Below are 16,544 nucleotides of genomic sequence, written 5' to 3'. Positions count from 1 at the left end.
GCTGACGACAAAAAAATGCCCGCATCGATTGATGCGGGCATTTTTCATTTCAGGTAATCAGCACCGATCATTGGTCGTCGAAATACCGCTCATGCCAATCCACCAGCGGCTGCGGCGAATTGAGTTTCTGGCCGTAGATCACCGAGTACGACAGCACGTTCTGCACGTACTGACGGGTTTCGTCGAACGGGATGCTTTCCACCCACACGTCGAAGCTCAGGTGATCGGCGCCGCGCAGCCACTGACGCACGCGGCCGGGGCCGGCGTTGTAGGCGGCGGAGGCGAGCACGCGGTTGCCGTTGAACTGGCTGTGCACCTGACTCAGGTAAGCGGCGCCGAGCTGGATGTTTTTATCAGGATCAAGCACTTGCTGTGGCGAGGCCAGCGGGATGCTGAACTTGCGTGCGGTTTCCTTGGCGGTGCCGGGCATCAACTGCATCAGACCGCTGGCGCCGACGCCGGAGCGGGCATCGTCCATGAAGGCGCTTTCCTGACGGGTGATGGCGAACACCCAGCTCGAATGCAACCCGCGAACCTTGGCTTCACGCACCAGCGTGTCGCGGTGGGCCATCGGGAAGCGGATGTCCAGGTCGTCCCAGTACTGCGCCTGGCTGATGGTGCGGATCGCCGGGAAGTACCATTTCAGGTCGTAGGCCAGTTTGGCCTGGGCGACCATTTCGTCACGATTGAAATGGCGGCTGACGTGATACCACTCGCGACGCCCGTCGACGATCTGCCCACGGGCATGGAATTCCAGAGCACGGCGTATGCCCGGTGTATTGCGCACCTTGTTGATGGTGGCCTGGCTGAGCACAAGCGGCTTGTTCATTAGCGAATAAGGCGATTGCGAACGGTCGGCGGCGAGGAAACCGTAGAAATCGCGTTCCTTGGCCAGATTCTTGTACAGGGTCTGCGCTTCCGGGTTCTGCGGTTGCGCCAGTTCCAGGCTGCGTGCCTGCCAGTAGCGCCAGCGGTTGGTGGTCGCCAGATCCTGTGGCAGGCGACGGGTCAATTGATAGGCATCGTCCCAGCGTGCCAGGCGCAACAGTAGACGCAGGCGCCATTCGGAAACGGTGTTGTCACGCAGCTCGGGATCGTATTGAGTCATCACGTCCAGCGCGCGGCTGTCGAAACGCCGGGCCAGGGTCAGACCGATTTCCCGGGCAATCGCGACCTTCTCGTCACGGGAGAAATGCATGCTGCTGGCGTAACCGTCAAGCAGGGCCATGGCCCTGTCCGGATCCTGACGGGCGAGGCGACGCAGGCCGAGGCTGACAATGTCGGACATCGGCTCGTCGTTCGGGGTGAAGCGCGAAGGCTGATTGAGCAGTTCAGGTTTTTGCGCCACATCGACCAGCAGACGGCCGCGCGGGGCGAGGGTGGTCAGGCCGTTGACCAGGCTGTTCGCCAATGGATAGTTACGCGCCTGAGCGGCGAGTTTGGTGCGCTCCCAGCGTTTCTGTTCGGTCAACTGGCCATCGGCAGCCCAGATCCCGAACAGCCCGTCACAGGCTGCCGGTTGCGATTTACCGGTCAGCCACAGCTTGTCGGCGTTGGCGTAACCCTCGGCCTTGTGGCCGCTGCTGATCTGGTACTGCGCGTTGAGGCAGTCCAGTTCGGTGAAATTGAGTTTCGGGTCGTAATACTTGACGAAAGTCGCCCAGTCGCCACGGTCGGCGAGCCAGCGCAACCAGCGCAGTTTCATCCAGTTGGCCTGTGGCAGGTCACCGTGTTCGGCGAGGAACTTCTCGATTTCCTCGTTACTGGCGGTCTTCAGGCGCGCGGTCAGTTCGTCGTAGGCCAGGTACGGTTCCAGCGGATAATCGGCCAGGGCCTGGCTGTAGCGGAAGTATGGGCCGGTATCGCCCTTGGCCAGTGCGCGCTTGGCTTCATCGTAATACTGGCGTTGGGTGGACAGATCCACCGCCTGGGCGGATTGAGCGGCAGCGGCGGTGAGTAGCAAACAGGACAAGACACTGAAAAGGCGACTGCGCATGAGACATCCGGGCAGAGAAATCATGACAAGTGCCGACCTCGATCAGCACTGAATTGTCTGTAGCTTAGCCTTTTGCCAGCGAGCGGCGAAAGCTTTGCGGGTCTCGCAGCACAAGTTCGCAACAAATGTTGTGCAGAGTGCTTCAGCAGACAAATTGCCGGCCTGCTGAGGGCCTAACTCAGGTAGAATGCGCGCCCGGTTTTTGGAGAAGCTCATGACCCTGCTCAAATTCAGCGATGTGTCCCTTGCATTCGGCGCGATGCCGTTGTTGGACAAGGTGTCCTGGCAGATCGCCCGTGGTGAGCGGGTGTGCATCATCGGCCGCAATGGCACTGGCAAGTCCAGCATGATGAAACTGGTCAAGGGCGACCAGAAGCCCGATGACGGCTCGGTGTGGCGTGCCCCCGGTCTGAAAATCGGCGAATTGCCGCAAGAATTGCCGGTGGCCGACGAGCGGACCGTATTCGACGTGGTTGCCGAAGGCCTCGACGGCGTTGGCGCCTTGCTCGCCGAATACCATCACCTGAGCCAGAACATCGTCACCGACGCCGATCTGGACAAGTTGATGCACGTTCAGCACGACCTTGAAGCCCGTGACGGCTGGCGCTTGCAGACCCTGGTCGACAGCACCCTGAGCCGCCTGCAACTGCCGGCCGACAAGACCCTCGCCGAGTTGTCCGGCGGCTGGCGCCGTCGCGTGCTGCTGGCGCAGGCGCTGGTCTCGGAACCGGATCTGCTGCTGCTCGACGAACCGACCAACCACCTGGACATCGGTGCGATTGCCTGGCTCGAAGAAGCGCTGAAGGATTTCCAGGGCGCCGTGCTGTTCATCACGCACGACCGTTCTTTCCTGCAGAACCTCGCCACGCGCATCCTCGAACTGGATCGCGGCGGCCTGATCGACTGGAACGGCGACTACGCCAGCTTCCTCGTGCACAAAGAAGCTGCGCTGGCCGCGGAAGAAACTGCCAACGCGCTGTTCGACAAGCGCCTTGCTCAGGAAGAAGTGTGGATCCGTCAGGGCATCAAGGCCCGTCGTACCCGTAACGAAGGTCGCGTTCGCGCGCTGAAAGCCCTGCGTGTTGAGCGCAGCGAGCGTCGCGAGCGTACCGGCAAGGCGAACATCCAGCTGGAAACCGCCGACAAGTCCGGCAAGCAAGTGATGGTGCTGGAAAATGTCAGCTTCCATCACCCGGACGGTCCGTACCTGATCAAGGACTTCTCGATGGTCCTGCAGCGCGGCGACCGTATCGGCCTGCTCGGCGCCAACGGTACCGGCAAGACCACCTTGCTCAAACTGATGCTTAACGGTCTGCAACCGACCAGCGGCAAAGTGGAGGAGGGTACGCGCATCGACGTGGCCTACTTCGACCAGTTGCGCCATCAGCTGGATCTGGAAAAGACCGTGATCGACAACGTCGCCGAAGGTCGCGACTTCATCGATATCGACGGCCAGAGCCGCCACGTCCTGAGCTACCTCGGCGACTTTCTGTTCAGTCCGCAGCGTGCCCGCACGCCGGTCAAGGCGCTGTCCGGTGGTGAGCGCGCGCGCTTGCTGCTGGCCAAACTGTTCAGCAAACCGGCGAACCTGCTGGTACTCGACGAACCGACCAACGACCTCGACGTGGAAACCCTCGAACTGCTCGAAGAAGTGCTGCTGACCTTCAACGGCACTGTGCTGATGGTCAGTCACGACCGGGCATTCCTCGACAACGTGGTCACCAGCACCCTGGTCTTCGAAGGTGAAGGCAAGGTGCGTGAATACGTCGGTGGCTATCAGGACTGGATCCGTCAGGGCGGCTCGCCGCGCCTGCTGGGCGTGACCGAGAGCAAGTCGGGCAAGGCTGACCTCAACTCGGCGGTGGTCACCGCTGAGCCTGCACCGGTGGCCGTACCTGCTGCGGCACCGGCGGCCAAGAAAAAGCTGAGCTACAAGCTGCAGCGAGAGCTGGAAGCATTGCCGGGCGACATCGATGCCAAGGAGCAGCAGATCGCGGCCGTCGAAGCCGAAATGGCTGAAGCCGGCTTCTATCAGCGTCCGCCGGCAGAAACGGCCAAGGTGATTGCTTCGCTGGAGCAGTTGCAGGCTGAGCTGGATGCACTGGTGGAGCGTTGGGCCGAGCTGGATGCCTGATTGATCCGGCCATGAAAAAGCCCGGCGTTCAGTGATGAGCGCCGGGCTTTCATATACGGGTGGAGACCTAATGTGGGAGCGAGCCTGCTCGCGAATGCGGTGTGTCAGGCAGCATTAATGCTGAGTGTTCCGACGCCTTCGCGAGCAGGCTCGCTCCCACACTGATCAGTGTTTCAGCGTTTGACCAGATGAACTGCGAGCACATCGCAAGGCGCGCCGTGCAGCACGTCGTTGGCGGTGGAGCCGAGCAGCAGCGCCAGACCATGGCGGCCATGGCTGCCGACCACGATCAGGTCGCACAGTTGCTCCTTGGCGAAGTGATGGATTTCCTGGCGTGGCTGGCCGTAGGTCAGGTGGCAATTGGCGCCTTCCAGCTCGGGGTATTTGCGCTTGAGCGTATCAAGGCGTTGCTTGGCCTGATCGAACTGCTGTTGTTGCAGTTGTGACAGATCCATCGGCACATCGCCGCCGAATGCCATCGCCATTGGTTCGACGATATGCACCAGCGACAGCTTGGCACCGTTGCTCGCTGACAGCTCGCGGGCGCGGTGGATCACAGGGTCGCACTCTTCGGTCAGGTCTACGGCGACCAGGATATGGTTGTAGGGCATGAGGTGCTCCTCGTGACGGTTCAATATTGTTAAGTATGGCTGGTTTCAAGCGCATTGGTTCCAAAGTGACGCAATGCGCTCACCTATAAGTCGGGAGTAGAGATATGACGGTCTGGTTGGTGGTGTCAATCCTGCTGGTGGTTCTGAGTCCACTGGCATGGTTGCGCCCATCGCGCGTGCAGAGTGGCCGGATGGCCCTGCGCATGGAGGCTCGGCGCATCGGACTGGCCATGCAGCTGGCGCCTCAGGAGTGGCCGCACTGGCTGTCTCAGGAGCCGCCCAACCCGTGTGCGCAATATCATCGGCCACGGCGTGGCAGTCAGCCGGCGTGCTGGACCTACTGGCAGAAATCGCCGGGCGTGTGGGTCAATCAGTGGCAGGAAGTGTGCGAAGACCGATTGTTGCTCAATCATTTCGAAAAGTTGCCGGGCAACGTGTTCAAGGTCGAGGCCGACAAGCAGATGATCGCTTTGTACTGGGGGGAGAAGGGCGAAGCCACGGTTCTGCAGGATATCGATGCGACTCTGAAAGCACTGGCATGACTCGCGGACTTTTCCCACTGCAAGGGTGGGGAGCGTCCGGCAGACGAGCAATAAAAAGCCCGACATGATTCATCGGGCGGGGTGGCCAGGCAGGCCGGTAACTGTTTTTTGTCGCTGATTCTTTTTTGCAGTCAGCGGATATCCCTGTAGTCCAGCCAGCGTAGCCTTTTAAACAGCGCTCGTTGCGAATTAGGGCGACTTTTCTAACTATTGATTCTATGAATGGCTTTGCATGCAGAGGCGTATTGCAGCTCTGCGTGCGACGGAAGTGACCGCAAAGTCGCATTTCCACCCGTATTTTGGGCGATTGACAATTGTTGGAAATTCCGTGAAGGTGACGTACCCAAATCAAACGGGCGTATGAATTGAGCGTTTGTCTTACAGACTGCTCCTACAGAATCCCGACTATCGCGTTGGCGGGTGTGCCGGGTGGATTGGCGTCAGCATCGACGAAAAAGCGTCCTGCCGAGCCATTTACCTGCGTCCGACGTGTACTGTTCAGCTTCCATATCGTGGAGATCAGTTGATGATTTACGAAGGTAAAGCCATCACGGTTAAAGCTCTTGAAAGTGGCATCGTCGAATTGAAATTCGACCTCAAGGGTGAGTCCGTCAACAAGTTCAACCGTCTTACCCTGAACGAACTGCGTCAGGCCGTGGACACCATCAAGGCAGATGCTTCGATCAAGGGCGTGATCGTCAGCAGTGGCAAGGACGTATTCATCGTCGGCGCCGACATCACCGAATTTGTCGACAACTTCAAGCTGCCGGATGCCGAGCTGGTTGCTGGCAATCTCGAAGCCAACAAGATCTTCAGCGATTTCGAAGACCTCAACGTTCCGACCGTGGCCGCGATCAACGGCATCGCTCTGGGTGGCGGTCTGGAAATGTGCCTGGCTGCGGACTACCGCGTCATGTCGACCAAGGCCAAGATCGGTCTGCCGGAAGTCAAACTGGGCATCTATCCGGGCTTCGGCGGTACCGTGCGTCTGCCACGTCTGATCGGCGTTGATAACGCCATCGAGTGGATTGCCGCCGGCAAGGAAAACCGTCCTGAAGATGCGCTGAAAGTCAGCGCCGTCGACGCCGTGGTTGCTCCAGAGAAGCTGCAGGAAGCTGCCCTTGAACTGATCAAGCGCGCCATCTCCGGCGAGTTCGATTACAAGGCCAAGCGTCAGCCGAAGCTGGAAAAGCTCAAGCTCAACGCCATTGAACAAATGATGGCTTTCGAAACCGCCAAAGGTTTCGTGGCCGGTCAGGCTGGCCCGAACTACCCGGCGCCGGTCGAAGCGATCAAGACTATCCAGAAAGCCGCGAACTTCGGTCGTGACAAGGCGCTGGAAGTCGAAGCAGCAGGTTTCGTCAAACTGGCCAAGACCTCTGCCGCGCAGAGCTTGATCGGTCTGTTCCTGAACGATCAGGAGCTGAAGAAAAAGGCCAAGGCCTACGACGAAATCGCCAAGGACGTGAAGCAGGCTGCCGTACTGGGCGCCGGCATCATGGGTGGCGGCATCGCCTATCAGTCGGCCTCCAAAGGTACGCCGATCCTGATGAAGGACATCAACGAGCACGGTATCGAGCAGGGTCTGGCCGAAGCCGCCAAACTGCTGGTTGGCCGCGTTGATAAAGGCCGTATGACTGCTGCGAAAATGGCTGAAGTGCTCAATGGCATTCGTCCGACCCTGTCTTACGGCGACTTCGGTCACGTCGACCTGGTTGTAGAAGCCGTGGTCGAGAACCCGAAGGTCAAGCAAGCGGTACTGGCTGAAGTCGAAGACAAGGTCAAAGAGGACACCATCCTCGCGTCCAACACCTCGACCATTTCCATCAGCCTGCTGGCCAAGGCCCTCAAGCGTCCGGAAAACTTCGTCGGCATGCACTTCTTCAACCCGGTGCACATGATGCCGCTGGTGGAAGTGATCCGTGGCGAGCAGTCCAGCGAGCTGGCGATTGCCACCACCGTTGCCTACGCCAAGAAAATGGGCAAGAACCCGATCGTCGTCAACGACTGCCCGGGCTTCCTGGTCAACCGCGTTCTGTTCCCGTACTTCGGCGGCTTCGCCAAACTGGTCAGCGCCGGCGTGGACTTCGTCCGCATCGACAAGGTCATGGAAAAATTCGGCTGGCCAATGGGCCCGGCGTACCTGATGGACGTGGTCGGCATCGACACCGGTCACCACGGTCGTGACGTGATGGCTGAAGGTTTCCCGGATCGCATGAAGGATGACCGTCGTTCGGCCATCGACGTGCTGTACGAAGCCAAACGCCTGGGGCAGAAGAACGGCAAGGGCTTCTACGCCTACGAGGCCGACAAGAAAGGCAAGCAGAAGAAAGTCGCCGATCCGTCGGTACTCGAAGTGCTCAAGCCGATCGTTTATGAGCAGCGCGAAGTCACTGACGAAGACATCATCAACTGGATGATGATCCCGCTGTGCCTGGAAACCGTGCGCTGCCTGGAAGACGGCATCGTTGAAACTGCCGCCGAAGCCGACATGGGTCTGGTCTACGGTATCGGTTTCCCTCCATTCCGTGGCGGTGCGCTGCGCTACATCGATTCGATCGGTGTTGCCGAGTTCGTTGCCCTGGCTGACCAGTACGCTGATTTGGGCGCGCTGTACCACCCGACCGCGAAGCTGCGCGAAATGGCCAAAAACGGCCAGAGCTTCTTCGGTTAAGCGCCCCCAACTAGAGTGAGAGTGAACTTATGAGCTTGAATCCTAGAGACGTCGTGATTGTCGACTTCGGTCGTACGCCGATGGGCCGCTCCAAGGGCGGCATGCACCGCAACACCCGTGCCGAAGACATGTCGGCACACCTGATCAGCAAACTGCTGGAACGCAACGCCAAGGTCGATCCTGCTGAAGTCGAGGACGTGATCTGGGGCTGTGTAAACCAGACCCTGGAGCAGGGCTGGAACATCGCACGCATGGCGTCGCTGATGACCCAGATCCCGCACACCTCTGCCGGCCAGACCGTCAGCCGTCTGTGCGGCTCGTCGATGAGTGCTCTGCACACGGCGGCGCAAGCGATCATGACCGGCAACGGTGACGTATTCGTGGTTGGTGGCGTCGAGCATATGGGCCACGTGAGCATGATGCACGGTGTTGATCCGAACCCGCATATGTCGCTTTACGCGGCGAAAGCCTCGGGCATGATGGGTCTGACTGCAGAAATGCTCGGCAAGATGCATGGCATCACCCGTGAACAGCAGGACGCCTTTGGCGTGCGCTCCCACCAGCTCGCTCATAAGGCGACTGTGGAAGGCAAGTTCAAAGACGAAATCATCCCGATGCAGGGCTACGACGAAAACGGCTTCCTGAAGCTGTACGACTACGACGAAACCATTCGTCCGGAAACTACCCTGGAAAGTCTGGCGGCCCTCAAGCCTGCCTTCAATCCAAAGGGCGGCACCGTGACTGCCGGTACTTCGTCGCAGATCACCGATGGTGCTTCGTGCATGATCGTGATGTCGGCGCAGCGTGCGCAGGATCTGGGGATCCAGCCGATGGCCGTGATCCGTTCGATGGCAGTGGCGGGTGTGGATCCGGCGATCATGGGCTATGGTCCAGTTCCGGCTACACAAAAAGCTCTGAAGCGTGCGGGCCTTGGCATCAACGATATCGACTTCTTCGAGCTCAACGAAGCTTTCGCTGCACAGGCCCTGCCAGTGCTGAAAGATCTGAAAGTGCTCGACAAGATGAACGAGAAGGTTAACCTGCACGGCGGCGCGATCGCCCTGGGTCACCCGTTCGGTTGCTCCGGTGCCCGTATTTCCGGCACCTTGCTGAACGTGATGAAGCAGAATGGCGGCACCTTCGGGGTGGCTACCATGTGCATTGGTCTCGGCCAAGGCATCTCCACCGTCTTCGAACGCGTTTAAGCGTCTCGTCGATGGAAGCCGGGGCCAAGTGCCCCGGTTTTTGTTTTTGTGGATTTATTTTGTATTTATTTTGAAAAAATTTGAGTGAGGGCCGAAGCATGCCGATACAACCTGGGCTCTACCAACATTACAAGGGGCCGCAGTACCGCGTATTCAGTGTTGCGCGGCATTCCGAGACCGAAGAAGAAGTAGTGTTTTATCAAGCCCTGTATGGCGAATACGGCTTTTGGGTGCGCCCCTTGAGCATGTTTCTGGAGTCGGTCGAGGTTGACGGCGAGCAGGTGCCACGCTTTGCTTTGGTGCAAGCCGAACCGAGCCTTTTTTCCAAGGTATGAGACGAGTGCGTGCAGAACCCTGCGCTTGACCTCACCTTGTATCAACTATATATAGCGGTGCCGCGTCAGGCGCCAACCGCCTTTCACTTCTAGAATTCAGGAATTTTCTGATCCATGGGCAAATCGCTGGTCATTGTGGAATCCCCGGCTAAGGCCAAGACCATCAACAAGTATCTGGGTAACCAATACGTGGTGAAGTCGAGTATCGGCCATATCCGAGACCTGCCCACCAGCGGTTCGGCTAGCGCCAGCAAAGAACCAGCCGCCAAGCGCGGCAAGGCTGCCGCAGGTGAAGGGCCGGTGCTCACGCCGAAAGAGAAGGCGCGCAAACAGCTGGTCTCGCGTATGGGTGTCGATCCGGAACACGGCTGGAAAGCCAAGTACGAGATCCTCCCGGGCAAGGAAAAGGTCATCGAAGAGCTGCGCCGGCTCGCCAAGGATGCTGACACCATCTATCTCGCAACCGACTTGGATCGCGAGGGGGAAGCCATTGCCTGGCACCTGCGCGAAGCCATCGGTGGTGATGACAGCCGCTACAAGCGCGTGGTGTTCAACGAAATCACCAAGAAGGCGATTCAGGAAGCCTTCTCCGAGCCGGGCGAGCTGGACATCGATCGTGTAAATGCCCAGCAGGCGCGTCGTTTCCTCGACCGCGTTGTGGGTTACATGGTCTCGCCGCTGCTATGGGCCAAAATCGCCCGTGGTCTGTCGGCCGGTCGCGTGCAATCGGTTGCCGTGAAGTTGGTGGTCGAGCGTGAGCGCGAGATTCGCGCATTCAACCCGGAAGAATACTGGGAAGTGCACGCTGATCTCGGCACCGCCAAAGGCTCGACCGTACGCTTCGAAGTGGCTCGCGAGAAGGGCGAAGCCTTCAAGCCGCTCAACGAAGCCCAGGCCACGGCCGCGCTGGAGAAGCTCAAGTCTTCCAGCTACAGCATCGTCAAGCGCGAAGACAAACCGACCAGCAGCAAGCCGTCGGCGCCGTTCATCACGTCAACCCTGCAGCAGGCCGCGAGCAACCGCCTGGGCTTCGGCGTGAAGAAAACCATGATGATGGCCCAGCGCTTGTATGAAGCCGGCTACATCACTTATATGCGTACCGACTCGACCAATCTTTCGGCTGATGCCGTGGCAATGGCGCGCACTTACATCGAAGACGAGTTCGGCAAGAAGTACCTGCCGGAAACGCCGAACGTCTACAGCAGCAAGGAAGGCGCACAAGAGGCTCACGAAGCGATTCGTCCGTCTGACGCCAACACCACGCCGAGCAAACTTGCGGGCATGGAGCGTGACGCAGAGCGCCTCTACGAGCTGATCTGGCGCCAGTTCCTCGCCTGCCAGATGCTGCCTGCGCAGTACCTGTCGACCACCGTCAGTGTCGCCGCTGGGGATTTCGAGCTGCGCGCCAAGGGCCGTATCCTGAAGTTCGACGGCTACACCCGCGTCATGCCGCAGATCGCCAAGCCTGGCGATGACGATGTTCTGCCGGACATGGCGCAGGGCGACGTGATGAAGCTGATCAAGCTTGATCCATCGCAGCACTTCACCAAGCCGCCGGCCCGTTACTCGGAAGCCAGTCTGGTGAAAGAAATGGAAAAACGCGGCATCGGTCGTCCTTCGACCTACGCGGCGATCATTTCGACCATTCAGGATCGCGGCTACGTGACCCTGCACAACCGTCGTTTCTATTCGGAAAAGATGGGCGACATCGTCACCGAGCGTCTGTCGGAGAGCTTCTCGAATCTCATGGACTACGGCTTCACCGCCGGCATGGAAGAGAACCTCGATGACGTGGCTCAGGGCGAGCGCGACTGGAAAAACGTGCTGGACGAGTTCTACGGCGACTTCAAGAAGAAGCTCGAAGTGGCCGAGAACCCGGACAACGGCATGCGTGCCAACCAGCCGGTCATGACTGATATTCCGTGCACCACGTGCGGTCGTCCGATGCAGATTCGTACCGCATCGACTGGCGTGTTCCTCGGTTGCTCGGGTTACAGCCTGCCACCGAAAGAGCGCTGCAAGGCCACCGTCAACCTGGTTCCGGGCGACGAGATTGCGGCGGACGACGAGGGTGAATCGGAGTCGCTGGTGCTGCGCGGCAAGCATCGCTGCCCGATCTGCAGCACGGCGATGGACGCTTACCTGCTCGACGAGAAGCGCAAGCTGCACATCTGCGGTAACAACCCGGATTGCGCGGGTTACGAAATCGAAGAGGGCAACTACCGTATCAAGGGCTACGAAGGTCCGAGCCTGGAATGCGACAAGTGCGGCAGCGAGATGCAGCTCAAGACCGGCCGCTTCGGCAAGTTCTTCGGTTGCACCAATCCGACCTGCAAGAACACCCGCAAACTGCTCAAGAGCGGTGATGCGGCGCCGCCGAAGATGGATCCGGTGAAGATGCCTGAGCTGAAATGCGAAAAGGTCAACGACACCTACATCCTGCGCGACGGTGCTTCCGGTCTGTTCCTGGCGGCTAGCCAGTTCCCGAAAAACCGCGAGACTCGTGCTCCGCTGGTGATCGAGATTCTGCCGCACAAGGACGAGATCGATCCGAAGTACCATTTCCTCTGTGAAGCACCGCAGAAGGATCCTGATGGTCTGCCAGCGGTCATCCGTTACAGCCGCAAGACCAAGGAGCAATACGTGCAGACCGAGGTCGACGGCAAGCCTACCGGCTGGAAGGCTTATTACGACGGTGGCAAGTGGACTGTTGAAGACAAGCGCACGAAAGCCAAGGCCGAGTAAGCGTTAGCCTGATACACAAAAGGCCGCATGATGACCCTCGGGTTTTCATGCGGCCTTTTGGTTTTGTGCTTGCGGTCGGATCCGTTGATCCATGACACTGTCGGGTCTGTGTGACGCAATTATTTCGCTGTGGAGACTGCCGGCATGGCGCACGAACTCTATACCCGCACCAATCAGAAGATCTATTTCGCCGGCCTGTCGCTGGACGCTCTGGCTCGCGCCGAAGAGGGGCGGGCGATGAATTCGTTGGCGTTGATTCAAGCTGGGCGTGAATCGGCGTTGTTTCACCTCTATGGCGCGCTTTTGGGGCTGTGCCATGAGATCGCCGGTTTCTACCGTCTGCCTCAGGCTAATGCGTCGCGAGCGGAAGCGTTGCTGACTCGCGAAGTCCTGGAATCGATTGCGATCCCTGAGCTGGCCGAGATGATCGAGTTGGCGGGCAATCCTGAAACCTGGCTGGCGAAACTGTTGGCGGCGCACTCGGCGATGTTTCAGCCGCCACGGGTGCCACACAAGCCCAAGGGTGATGTGACGCAGCCATTGATTCAGGCCGTTAATCTGGATGAAGAAGAGACGCCGCAAGAGCTGAGTCGCGAAGAGCTGGAGAGCTGGCGGCAGAATCTCAAAGGCCTGGCCATCCGCTTTCGCGAAGGCTTGAACGAATGCTGAGGACAATTGACACGGTGGCAATCTGAAACATGCTGCTGGTCAAGATACCGAGCGAAGCCTGAATGATGTCTATATAATCCCTGCCTTTCGTGGAGAACAGACCTATATGCCAACGTCCTTTCTAGAAATTGTCGAGTTACCAGACGGCCGAATCGAACTGCGCAGGGCTGAGGACGAGGGGTCTCTGGTGACGCTGGATTTCTCCGAGGATGCCAAGGCGTTCCTGCAAGGCCAGCACGTGGAAATCGCCAAGGCGATGTTGAGCGTCGGCGTGCAGATGGCCGGTCGTATGGTTGAAGGCGAATTTGATAAGGAAGAAGGGCCGCGGGTTCTTCACTGAGCCCCGCCTGTCGGCGTTTGCTGTTACCGCATCAGATCGGCTTCTCTGTCCTTGGAGAAGCCATGCGCTTCACACAGCGCGTGTCACAAGTGAATCAACCCAATCGAATATTCAAGCTCTGAGCGTCGCCCGTGCGCGCAGCGCTGATCAACTGCTGCCGTGAGCTTGTGTTCAGCGGGTTGAGCCAGGTCACCACCGTGTGGCTACGACCCAGACGCAGTGCTTCGCAGGCCAGTTGCTGGGCGCTTTGCGCGCCACGTGGTTGCAGCAGCAGAATGCGTTCACGGTTCAGGCCGGCCTCGCGCAGCCAGGTCTGAGTCAGGCTGGCAGGAGGGGCAATCAGCGTCAGCCAGCGCGCGTCCTGATCTTCGCTCAGTTCGCGCAGGATCGGGGCTAGCAGGTTCAGGCAGTTCCCGGCTGCACCGCGCAGTGACAGCTCGCTGAATACTTCCGGTTCGGCAATCCATGGGCGCTCGACCACATCTTTCAGGATCGGCGCCATCGGTTGTGCCAGAAACACTTCGAATAACGGCAGTTGTGTTTGCTGAGGTGTGTGTGGGAACTGCATAAAGCCTCCTTTAGCGGCGGATTACGCCGACACTCAAGCCTTCGATCACCAGTTCCTGATCTTTCAGGTCGACTTCGATAGGGGCGAACTCGGGGTTTTCGGCAATCAGCCAGACTTTGCTGCCTTCGCGCTTGAAGCGTTTGACGGTGACTTCGTCGCCGATTCGCGCAACCACGACCTGACCATTGCGTGCTTCACGGGTGGTGTGAACCGCCAGCAGGTCACCGTCGAAAATACCGATGTCCTTCATGCTCATGCCGTGTACGCGCAGCAGGTAATCAGCGCGAGGGTGGAAGAACGCAGGGTTGATATTGCAGGACTCTTCGATGTGCTGCTGGGCAAGGATCGGTGCACCGGCAGCGACCCGGCCAATGATCGGCAGGGTAGAGTCGTCAGCCTTGGCTTCAAACCCGGGAATGCGAATGCCGCGGGAGGCGCCTGGGGTCATCTCGATCGCACCCTTGCGGGCCAGGGCCTTGAGGTGTTCTTCCGCCGCGTTGGGCGACTTGAATCCCAGTTCCTGAGCGATTTCCGCGCGGGTTGGCGGGTAGCCGTTGTCTTCGAGGCAGCGTTTGATAAAGGCCAGAATCTCGGCTTGGCGTGGCGTCAGCTTTAGCATATTGATCGCTCTGTCTTTTTATACAGTGACTGGGATTATATACAGTGAAGCGGTCTTGGCAATGCCCGTTTTTTTGCAGGCCGCCGGACGGTCGGCAGCCGTGCTTATTAAAGGAGCGGTCCAGTGTGGTTAAATAGCTGACCGACCATTCCCAAAACGGACTGGCAGGCTTGACAAGGCACAGGCTGAAACGTATGTTTCAAACAAGTGTTTGTCAGGCGGAGTAGCCATGGCCCAGTCGGAAACCGTTGAACGCATTCTTGATGCTGCCGAGCAGTTGTTCGCGGAGAAAGGTTTCGCGGAAACCTCATTGCGTTTGATCACCAGCAAAGCCGGAGTAAACCTGGCGGCGGTGAACTATCATTTCGGCTCCAAGAAAGCGCTGATCCAGGCGGTTTTCTCGCGCTTCCTCGGGCCGTTCTGCATCAGCCTCGATAAGGAGCTGGAGCGTCGCCAGGCCAAGCCTGAAAACAAGCCGACCCTTGAAGAACTGCTTGAAATTCTCGTCGAACAGGCGCTCGTGGTGCAGCCACGCAGCGGTAACGATCTGTCGATCTTCATGCGTTTGCTCGGCCTGGCGTTCAGCCAGAGCCAAGGCCACTTGCGTCGCTATCTGGAAGACATGTACGGCAAGGTGTTCCGCCGCTACATGCTGCTGGTCAATGAAGCAGCTCCACGCATTCCACCTATCGAACTGTTCTGGCGCGTGCACTTCATGCTCGGCGCTGCGGCGTTCAGCATGTCCGGGATCAAGGCCTTGCGTGCGATTGCCGAGACCGATTTCGGCGTCAACACCTCGATTGAACAGGTGATGCGTCTGATGGTGCCGTTCCTTGCCGCCGGCATGCGTGCCGAAACCGGTGTCACCGACCCGGCCATGGCGACTGCGCAACTTCGTCCGCGCAGCAAATCGACCCCGGTAGCCGCCAAGGTTTAACCGCACACGGGTGGGCGCGGCAGTTTACATCCGCTAAGCTAGCCGCCCATGCCGACTCTCGTTCTGAACCCGTTTCCTATCGACATCGCCAACCTGCCGGGCAACGCTCTCGGTGGCGATGTCGTGCGAATCGGGTTTTTCGTTTTCAAGGAATCTCTATGACTGCTGGCCTGCAAGGCTCGTTGATGGTGGACGTCGCCGGTACCTGGCTGACGGCCGAGGATCGCCAATTGTTGCGTCAGCCCGAAGTGGGCGGCCTGATCATTTTTGCCCGCAACATCGAGCATCCGCGCCAGGTGCGTGAGTTGAGCGCCGCCATCCGCGCCATTCGCCCGGATCTGCTGCTGGCGGTCGATCAGGAGGGCGGTCGCGTGCAGCGTCTGCGTCAGGGCTTCGTGCGCCTGCCGGCGATGCGCGCCATTGCCGACAACTCGAACGCCGAATACCTCGCCGAACAATGCGGCTGGATCATGGCCACCGAAGTGCTGGCGGTTGGCCTCGACCTGAGTTTCGCCCCGGTGCTGGATCTGGATTACCAGCGCAGCGCCGTGGTTGGCACGCGTTCGTTCGAAGGGGATCCCGAGCGCGCCGCGTTGCTCGCCGGCGCCTTCATTCGCGGTATGAACAGCGCGGGCATGGCCGCTACCGGCAAGCATTTCCCCGGTCACGGTTGGGCCGAAGCCGACTCCCACGTCGCGATCCCGAATGACGAACGCAGTCTCGACGAGATTCGTGCCAACGACCTCGTACCGTTCGCCAGACTCAGCAAGCAATTGGCAGCGGTGATGCCGGCGCACGTCATCTATCCGCAAGTCGATTCGCAGCCGGCCGGGTTCTCCCGCCGTTGGTTGCAGGACATCCTGCGCGGCGAGTTGCAGTTCGACGGCGTGATTTTCAGCGACGACCTGTCGATGGCCGGCGCCCATGTGGTCGGCGACGCCGCCAGTCGCATTGAAGCCGCGCTCAGCGCCGGTTGCGACATGGGCCTGGTGTGCAACGACCGCGCTGCGGCCGAACTGGCCCTGAGTGCTGCGCAACGGATGAAGGTCAAGCCGTCCGCACGCATTGCGCGGATGCGCGGGCAGGCGTTCGCCAGCACCGACTACCGTCAGGATCCGCGCTGGCTCACCGCCATCGGCGCGCTAAAAGACGCTCAATTGATCGATTAA

14 protein-coding genes are annotated in these 16,544 nt (G+C 59.4%); 10 read left to right on the top strand and 4 right to left on the bottom strand.

Annotated elements, in window-relative coordinates:
* Positions 1-67: 67 nt before the first annotated feature.
* Positions 68-1,996, bottom strand: coding sequence for a transglycosylase SLT domain-containing protein (locus ACVHNU_RS15685; RefSeq protein ID WP_262143425.1), 1,929 nt, complete (start codon positions 1,994-1,996; stop codon positions 68-70).
* A 214-nt stretch (positions 1,997-2,210) separates the two neighbouring features.
* On the opposite strand from ACVHNU_RS15685, the gene ACVHNU_RS15680 reads away from it, so the two are divergent.
* On the top strand, positions 2,211-4,130 hold the full coding sequence (locus tag ACVHNU_RS15680) for an ATP-binding cassette domain-containing protein (protein WP_201136988.1): 1,920 nt from the start codon (positions 2,211-2,213) through the stop codon (positions 4,128-4,130).
* A gap of 173 nt (positions 4,131-4,303) precedes the next feature.
* On the opposite strand, the gene ACVHNU_RS15675 is transcribed toward ACVHNU_RS15680, so the two are convergent.
* On the bottom strand, positions 4,304-4,741 hold the full coding sequence (locus tag ACVHNU_RS15675; protein WP_473017756.1) for a universal stress protein: 438 nt from the start codon (positions 4,739-4,741) through the stop codon (positions 4,304-4,306).
* Positions 4,742-4,845: 104 nt separating this feature from the next.
* On the opposite strand from ACVHNU_RS15675, the gene ACVHNU_RS15670 reads away from it, so the two are divergent.
* The 7 genes from ACVHNU_RS15670 to ACVHNU_RS15640 all read left to right on the top strand — a co-directional run bounded on the left by ACVHNU_RS15670 (position 4,846) and on the right by ACVHNU_RS15640 (position 13,251).
* Positions 4,846-5,283 carry a hypothetical protein gene (locus ACVHNU_RS15670; protein WP_003226602.1) on the top strand — a complete coding sequence of 146 codons (438 nt, stop codon included), beginning with the start codon at positions 4,846-4,848 and terminating at the stop codon, positions 5,281-5,283.
* Positions 5,284-5,809: 526 nt separating this feature from the next.
* The gene (fadB, locus tag ACVHNU_RS15665) at positions 5,810-7,957 is read left to right on the top strand and encodes a fatty acid oxidation complex subunit alpha FadB (RefSeq protein ID WP_473017754.1); all 2,148 of its coding nucleotides are present in this window, start codon (positions 5,810-5,812) and stop codon (positions 7,955-7,957) included.
* A 29-nt stretch (positions 7,958-7,986) separates the two neighbouring features.
* Positions 7,987-9,162: an acetyl-CoA C-acyltransferase FadA gene (fadA, locus tag ACVHNU_RS15660; RefSeq protein ID WP_003226599.1), complete on the top strand. Its 1,176-nt coding sequence runs from the start codon at positions 7,987-7,989 to the stop codon at positions 9,160-9,162.
* Positions 9,163-9,260: 98 nt separating this feature from the next.
* Positions 9,261-9,497 (top strand): DUF1653 domain-containing protein, encoded by a 237-nt coding sequence (locus tag ACVHNU_RS15655; RefSeq protein WP_003226597.1) that lies wholly within the window; start codon positions 9,261-9,263, stop codon positions 9,495-9,497.
* A 114-nt stretch (positions 9,498-9,611) separates the two neighbouring features.
* Complete coding sequence (topA, locus tag ACVHNU_RS15650) at positions 9,612-12,242, top strand: type I DNA topoisomerase (RefSeq protein ID WP_003226594.1); 2,631 nt, start codon at positions 9,612-9,614, stop codon at positions 12,240-12,242.
* A 144-nt stretch (positions 12,243-12,386) separates the two neighbouring features.
* The gene (locus tag ACVHNU_RS15645; protein ID WP_473017753.1) at positions 12,387-12,911 is read left to right on the top strand and encodes a DUF6586 family protein; all 525 of its coding nucleotides are present in this window, start codon (positions 12,387-12,389) and stop codon (positions 12,909-12,911) included.
* Between the two features lie 106 nt (positions 12,912-13,017).
* A complete protein-coding gene (locus ACVHNU_RS15640; RefSeq protein WP_003226592.1) occupies positions 13,018-13,251 on the top strand; it encodes a hypothetical protein in 234 nt (77 codons plus the stop codon).
* A 94-nt stretch (positions 13,252-13,345) separates the two neighbouring features.
* On the opposite strand, the gene sulA is transcribed toward ACVHNU_RS15640, so the two are convergent.
* Both sulA and lexA read right to left on the bottom strand, forming a co-directional pair.
* The gene (gene sulA, locus ACVHNU_RS15635; protein WP_338802554.1) at positions 13,346-13,819 is read right to left on the bottom strand and encodes an SOS-induced cell division inhibitor SulA; all 474 of its coding nucleotides are present in this window, start codon (positions 13,817-13,819) and stop codon (positions 13,346-13,348) included.
* Positions 13,820-13,829: 10 nt separating this feature from the next.
* Entirely contained in the window at positions 13,830-14,438 is a 609-nt protein-coding gene (lexA, locus tag ACVHNU_RS15630) for a transcriptional repressor LexA (protein ID WP_003226590.1), read from the bottom strand.
* Between the two features lie 229 nt (positions 14,439-14,667).
* Between lexA and ACVHNU_RS15625 the strand changes: the two genes are divergently transcribed.
* The gene (locus ACVHNU_RS15625; protein WP_007961819.1) at positions 14,668-15,375 is read left to right on the top strand and encodes a TetR/AcrR family transcriptional regulator; all 708 of its coding nucleotides are present in this window, start codon (positions 14,668-14,670) and stop codon (positions 15,373-15,375) included.
* 158 nt (positions 15,376-15,533) lie between these two features.
* On the top strand, positions 15,534-16,544 hold the full coding sequence (gene nagZ / locus ACVHNU_RS15620; RefSeq protein ID WP_003226589.1) for a beta-N-acetylhexosaminidase: 1,011 nt from the start codon (positions 15,534-15,536) through the stop codon (positions 16,542-16,544).

It is taken from the genome of Pseudomonas sp. Ors-4-3C (assembly GCF_055755035.1).
Note: the sequence above shows the minus strand (reverse complement) of the source record. Positions and strands in the feature narration are given on the sequence as shown.

What these genes read in the sequence shown, in the direction of transcription:
- fadA (WP_003226599.1), top strand. Translation starts at nt 7,987, where the DNA reads ATGAGCTTGAATCCTAGAGACGTCGTGATTGTCGACTTCGGTCGTACG.
- ACVHNU_RS15680 (WP_201136988.1), top strand. Translation starts at nt 2,211, where the DNA reads ATGACCCTGCTCAAATTCAGCGATGTGTCCCTTGCATTCGGCGCGATG.
- ACVHNU_RS15640 (WP_003226592.1), top strand. Translation starts at nt 13,018, where the DNA reads ATGCCAACGTCCTTTCTAGAAATTGTCGAGTTACCAGACGGCCGAATC.
- nagZ (WP_003226589.1), top strand. Translation starts at nt 15,534, where the DNA reads ATGACTGCTGGCCTGCAAGGCTCGTTGATGGTGGACGTCGCCGGTACC.
- sulA (WP_338802554.1), bottom strand. Translation starts at nt 13,819, where the DNA reads ATGCAGTTCCCACACACACCTCAGCAAACACAACTGCCGTTATTCGAA.
- ACVHNU_RS15685 (WP_262143425.1), bottom strand. Translation starts at nt 1,996, where the DNA reads ATGCGCAGTCGCCTTTTCAGTGTCTTGTCCTGTTTGCTACTCACCGCC.
- ACVHNU_RS15625 (WP_007961819.1), top strand. Translation starts at nt 14,668, where the DNA reads ATGGCCCAGTCGGAAACCGTTGAACGCATTCTTGATGCTGCCGAGCAG.
- ACVHNU_RS15655 (WP_003226597.1), top strand. Translation starts at nt 9,261, where the DNA reads ATGCCGATACAACCTGGGCTCTACCAACATTACAAGGGGCCGCAGTAC.
- fadB (WP_473017754.1), top strand. Translation starts at nt 5,810, where the DNA reads ATGATTTACGAAGGTAAAGCCATCACGGTTAAAGCTCTTGAAAGTGGC.
- topA (WP_003226594.1), top strand. Translation starts at nt 9,612, where the DNA reads ATGGGCAAATCGCTGGTCATTGTGGAATCCCCGGCTAAGGCCAAGACC.
- ACVHNU_RS15670 (WP_003226602.1), top strand. Translation starts at nt 4,846, where the DNA reads ATGACGGTCTGGTTGGTGGTGTCAATCCTGCTGGTGGTTCTGAGTCCA.
- ACVHNU_RS15675 (WP_473017756.1), bottom strand. Translation starts at nt 4,741, where the DNA reads ATGCCCTACAACCATATCCTGGTCGCCGTAGACCTGACCGAAGAGTGC.
- ACVHNU_RS15645 (WP_473017753.1), top strand. Translation starts at nt 12,387, where the DNA reads ATGGCGCACGAACTCTATACCCGCACCAATCAGAAGATCTATTTCGCC.
- lexA (WP_003226590.1), bottom strand. Translation starts at nt 14,438, where the DNA reads ATGCTAAAGCTGACGCCACGCCAAGCCGAGATTCTGGCCTTTATCAAA.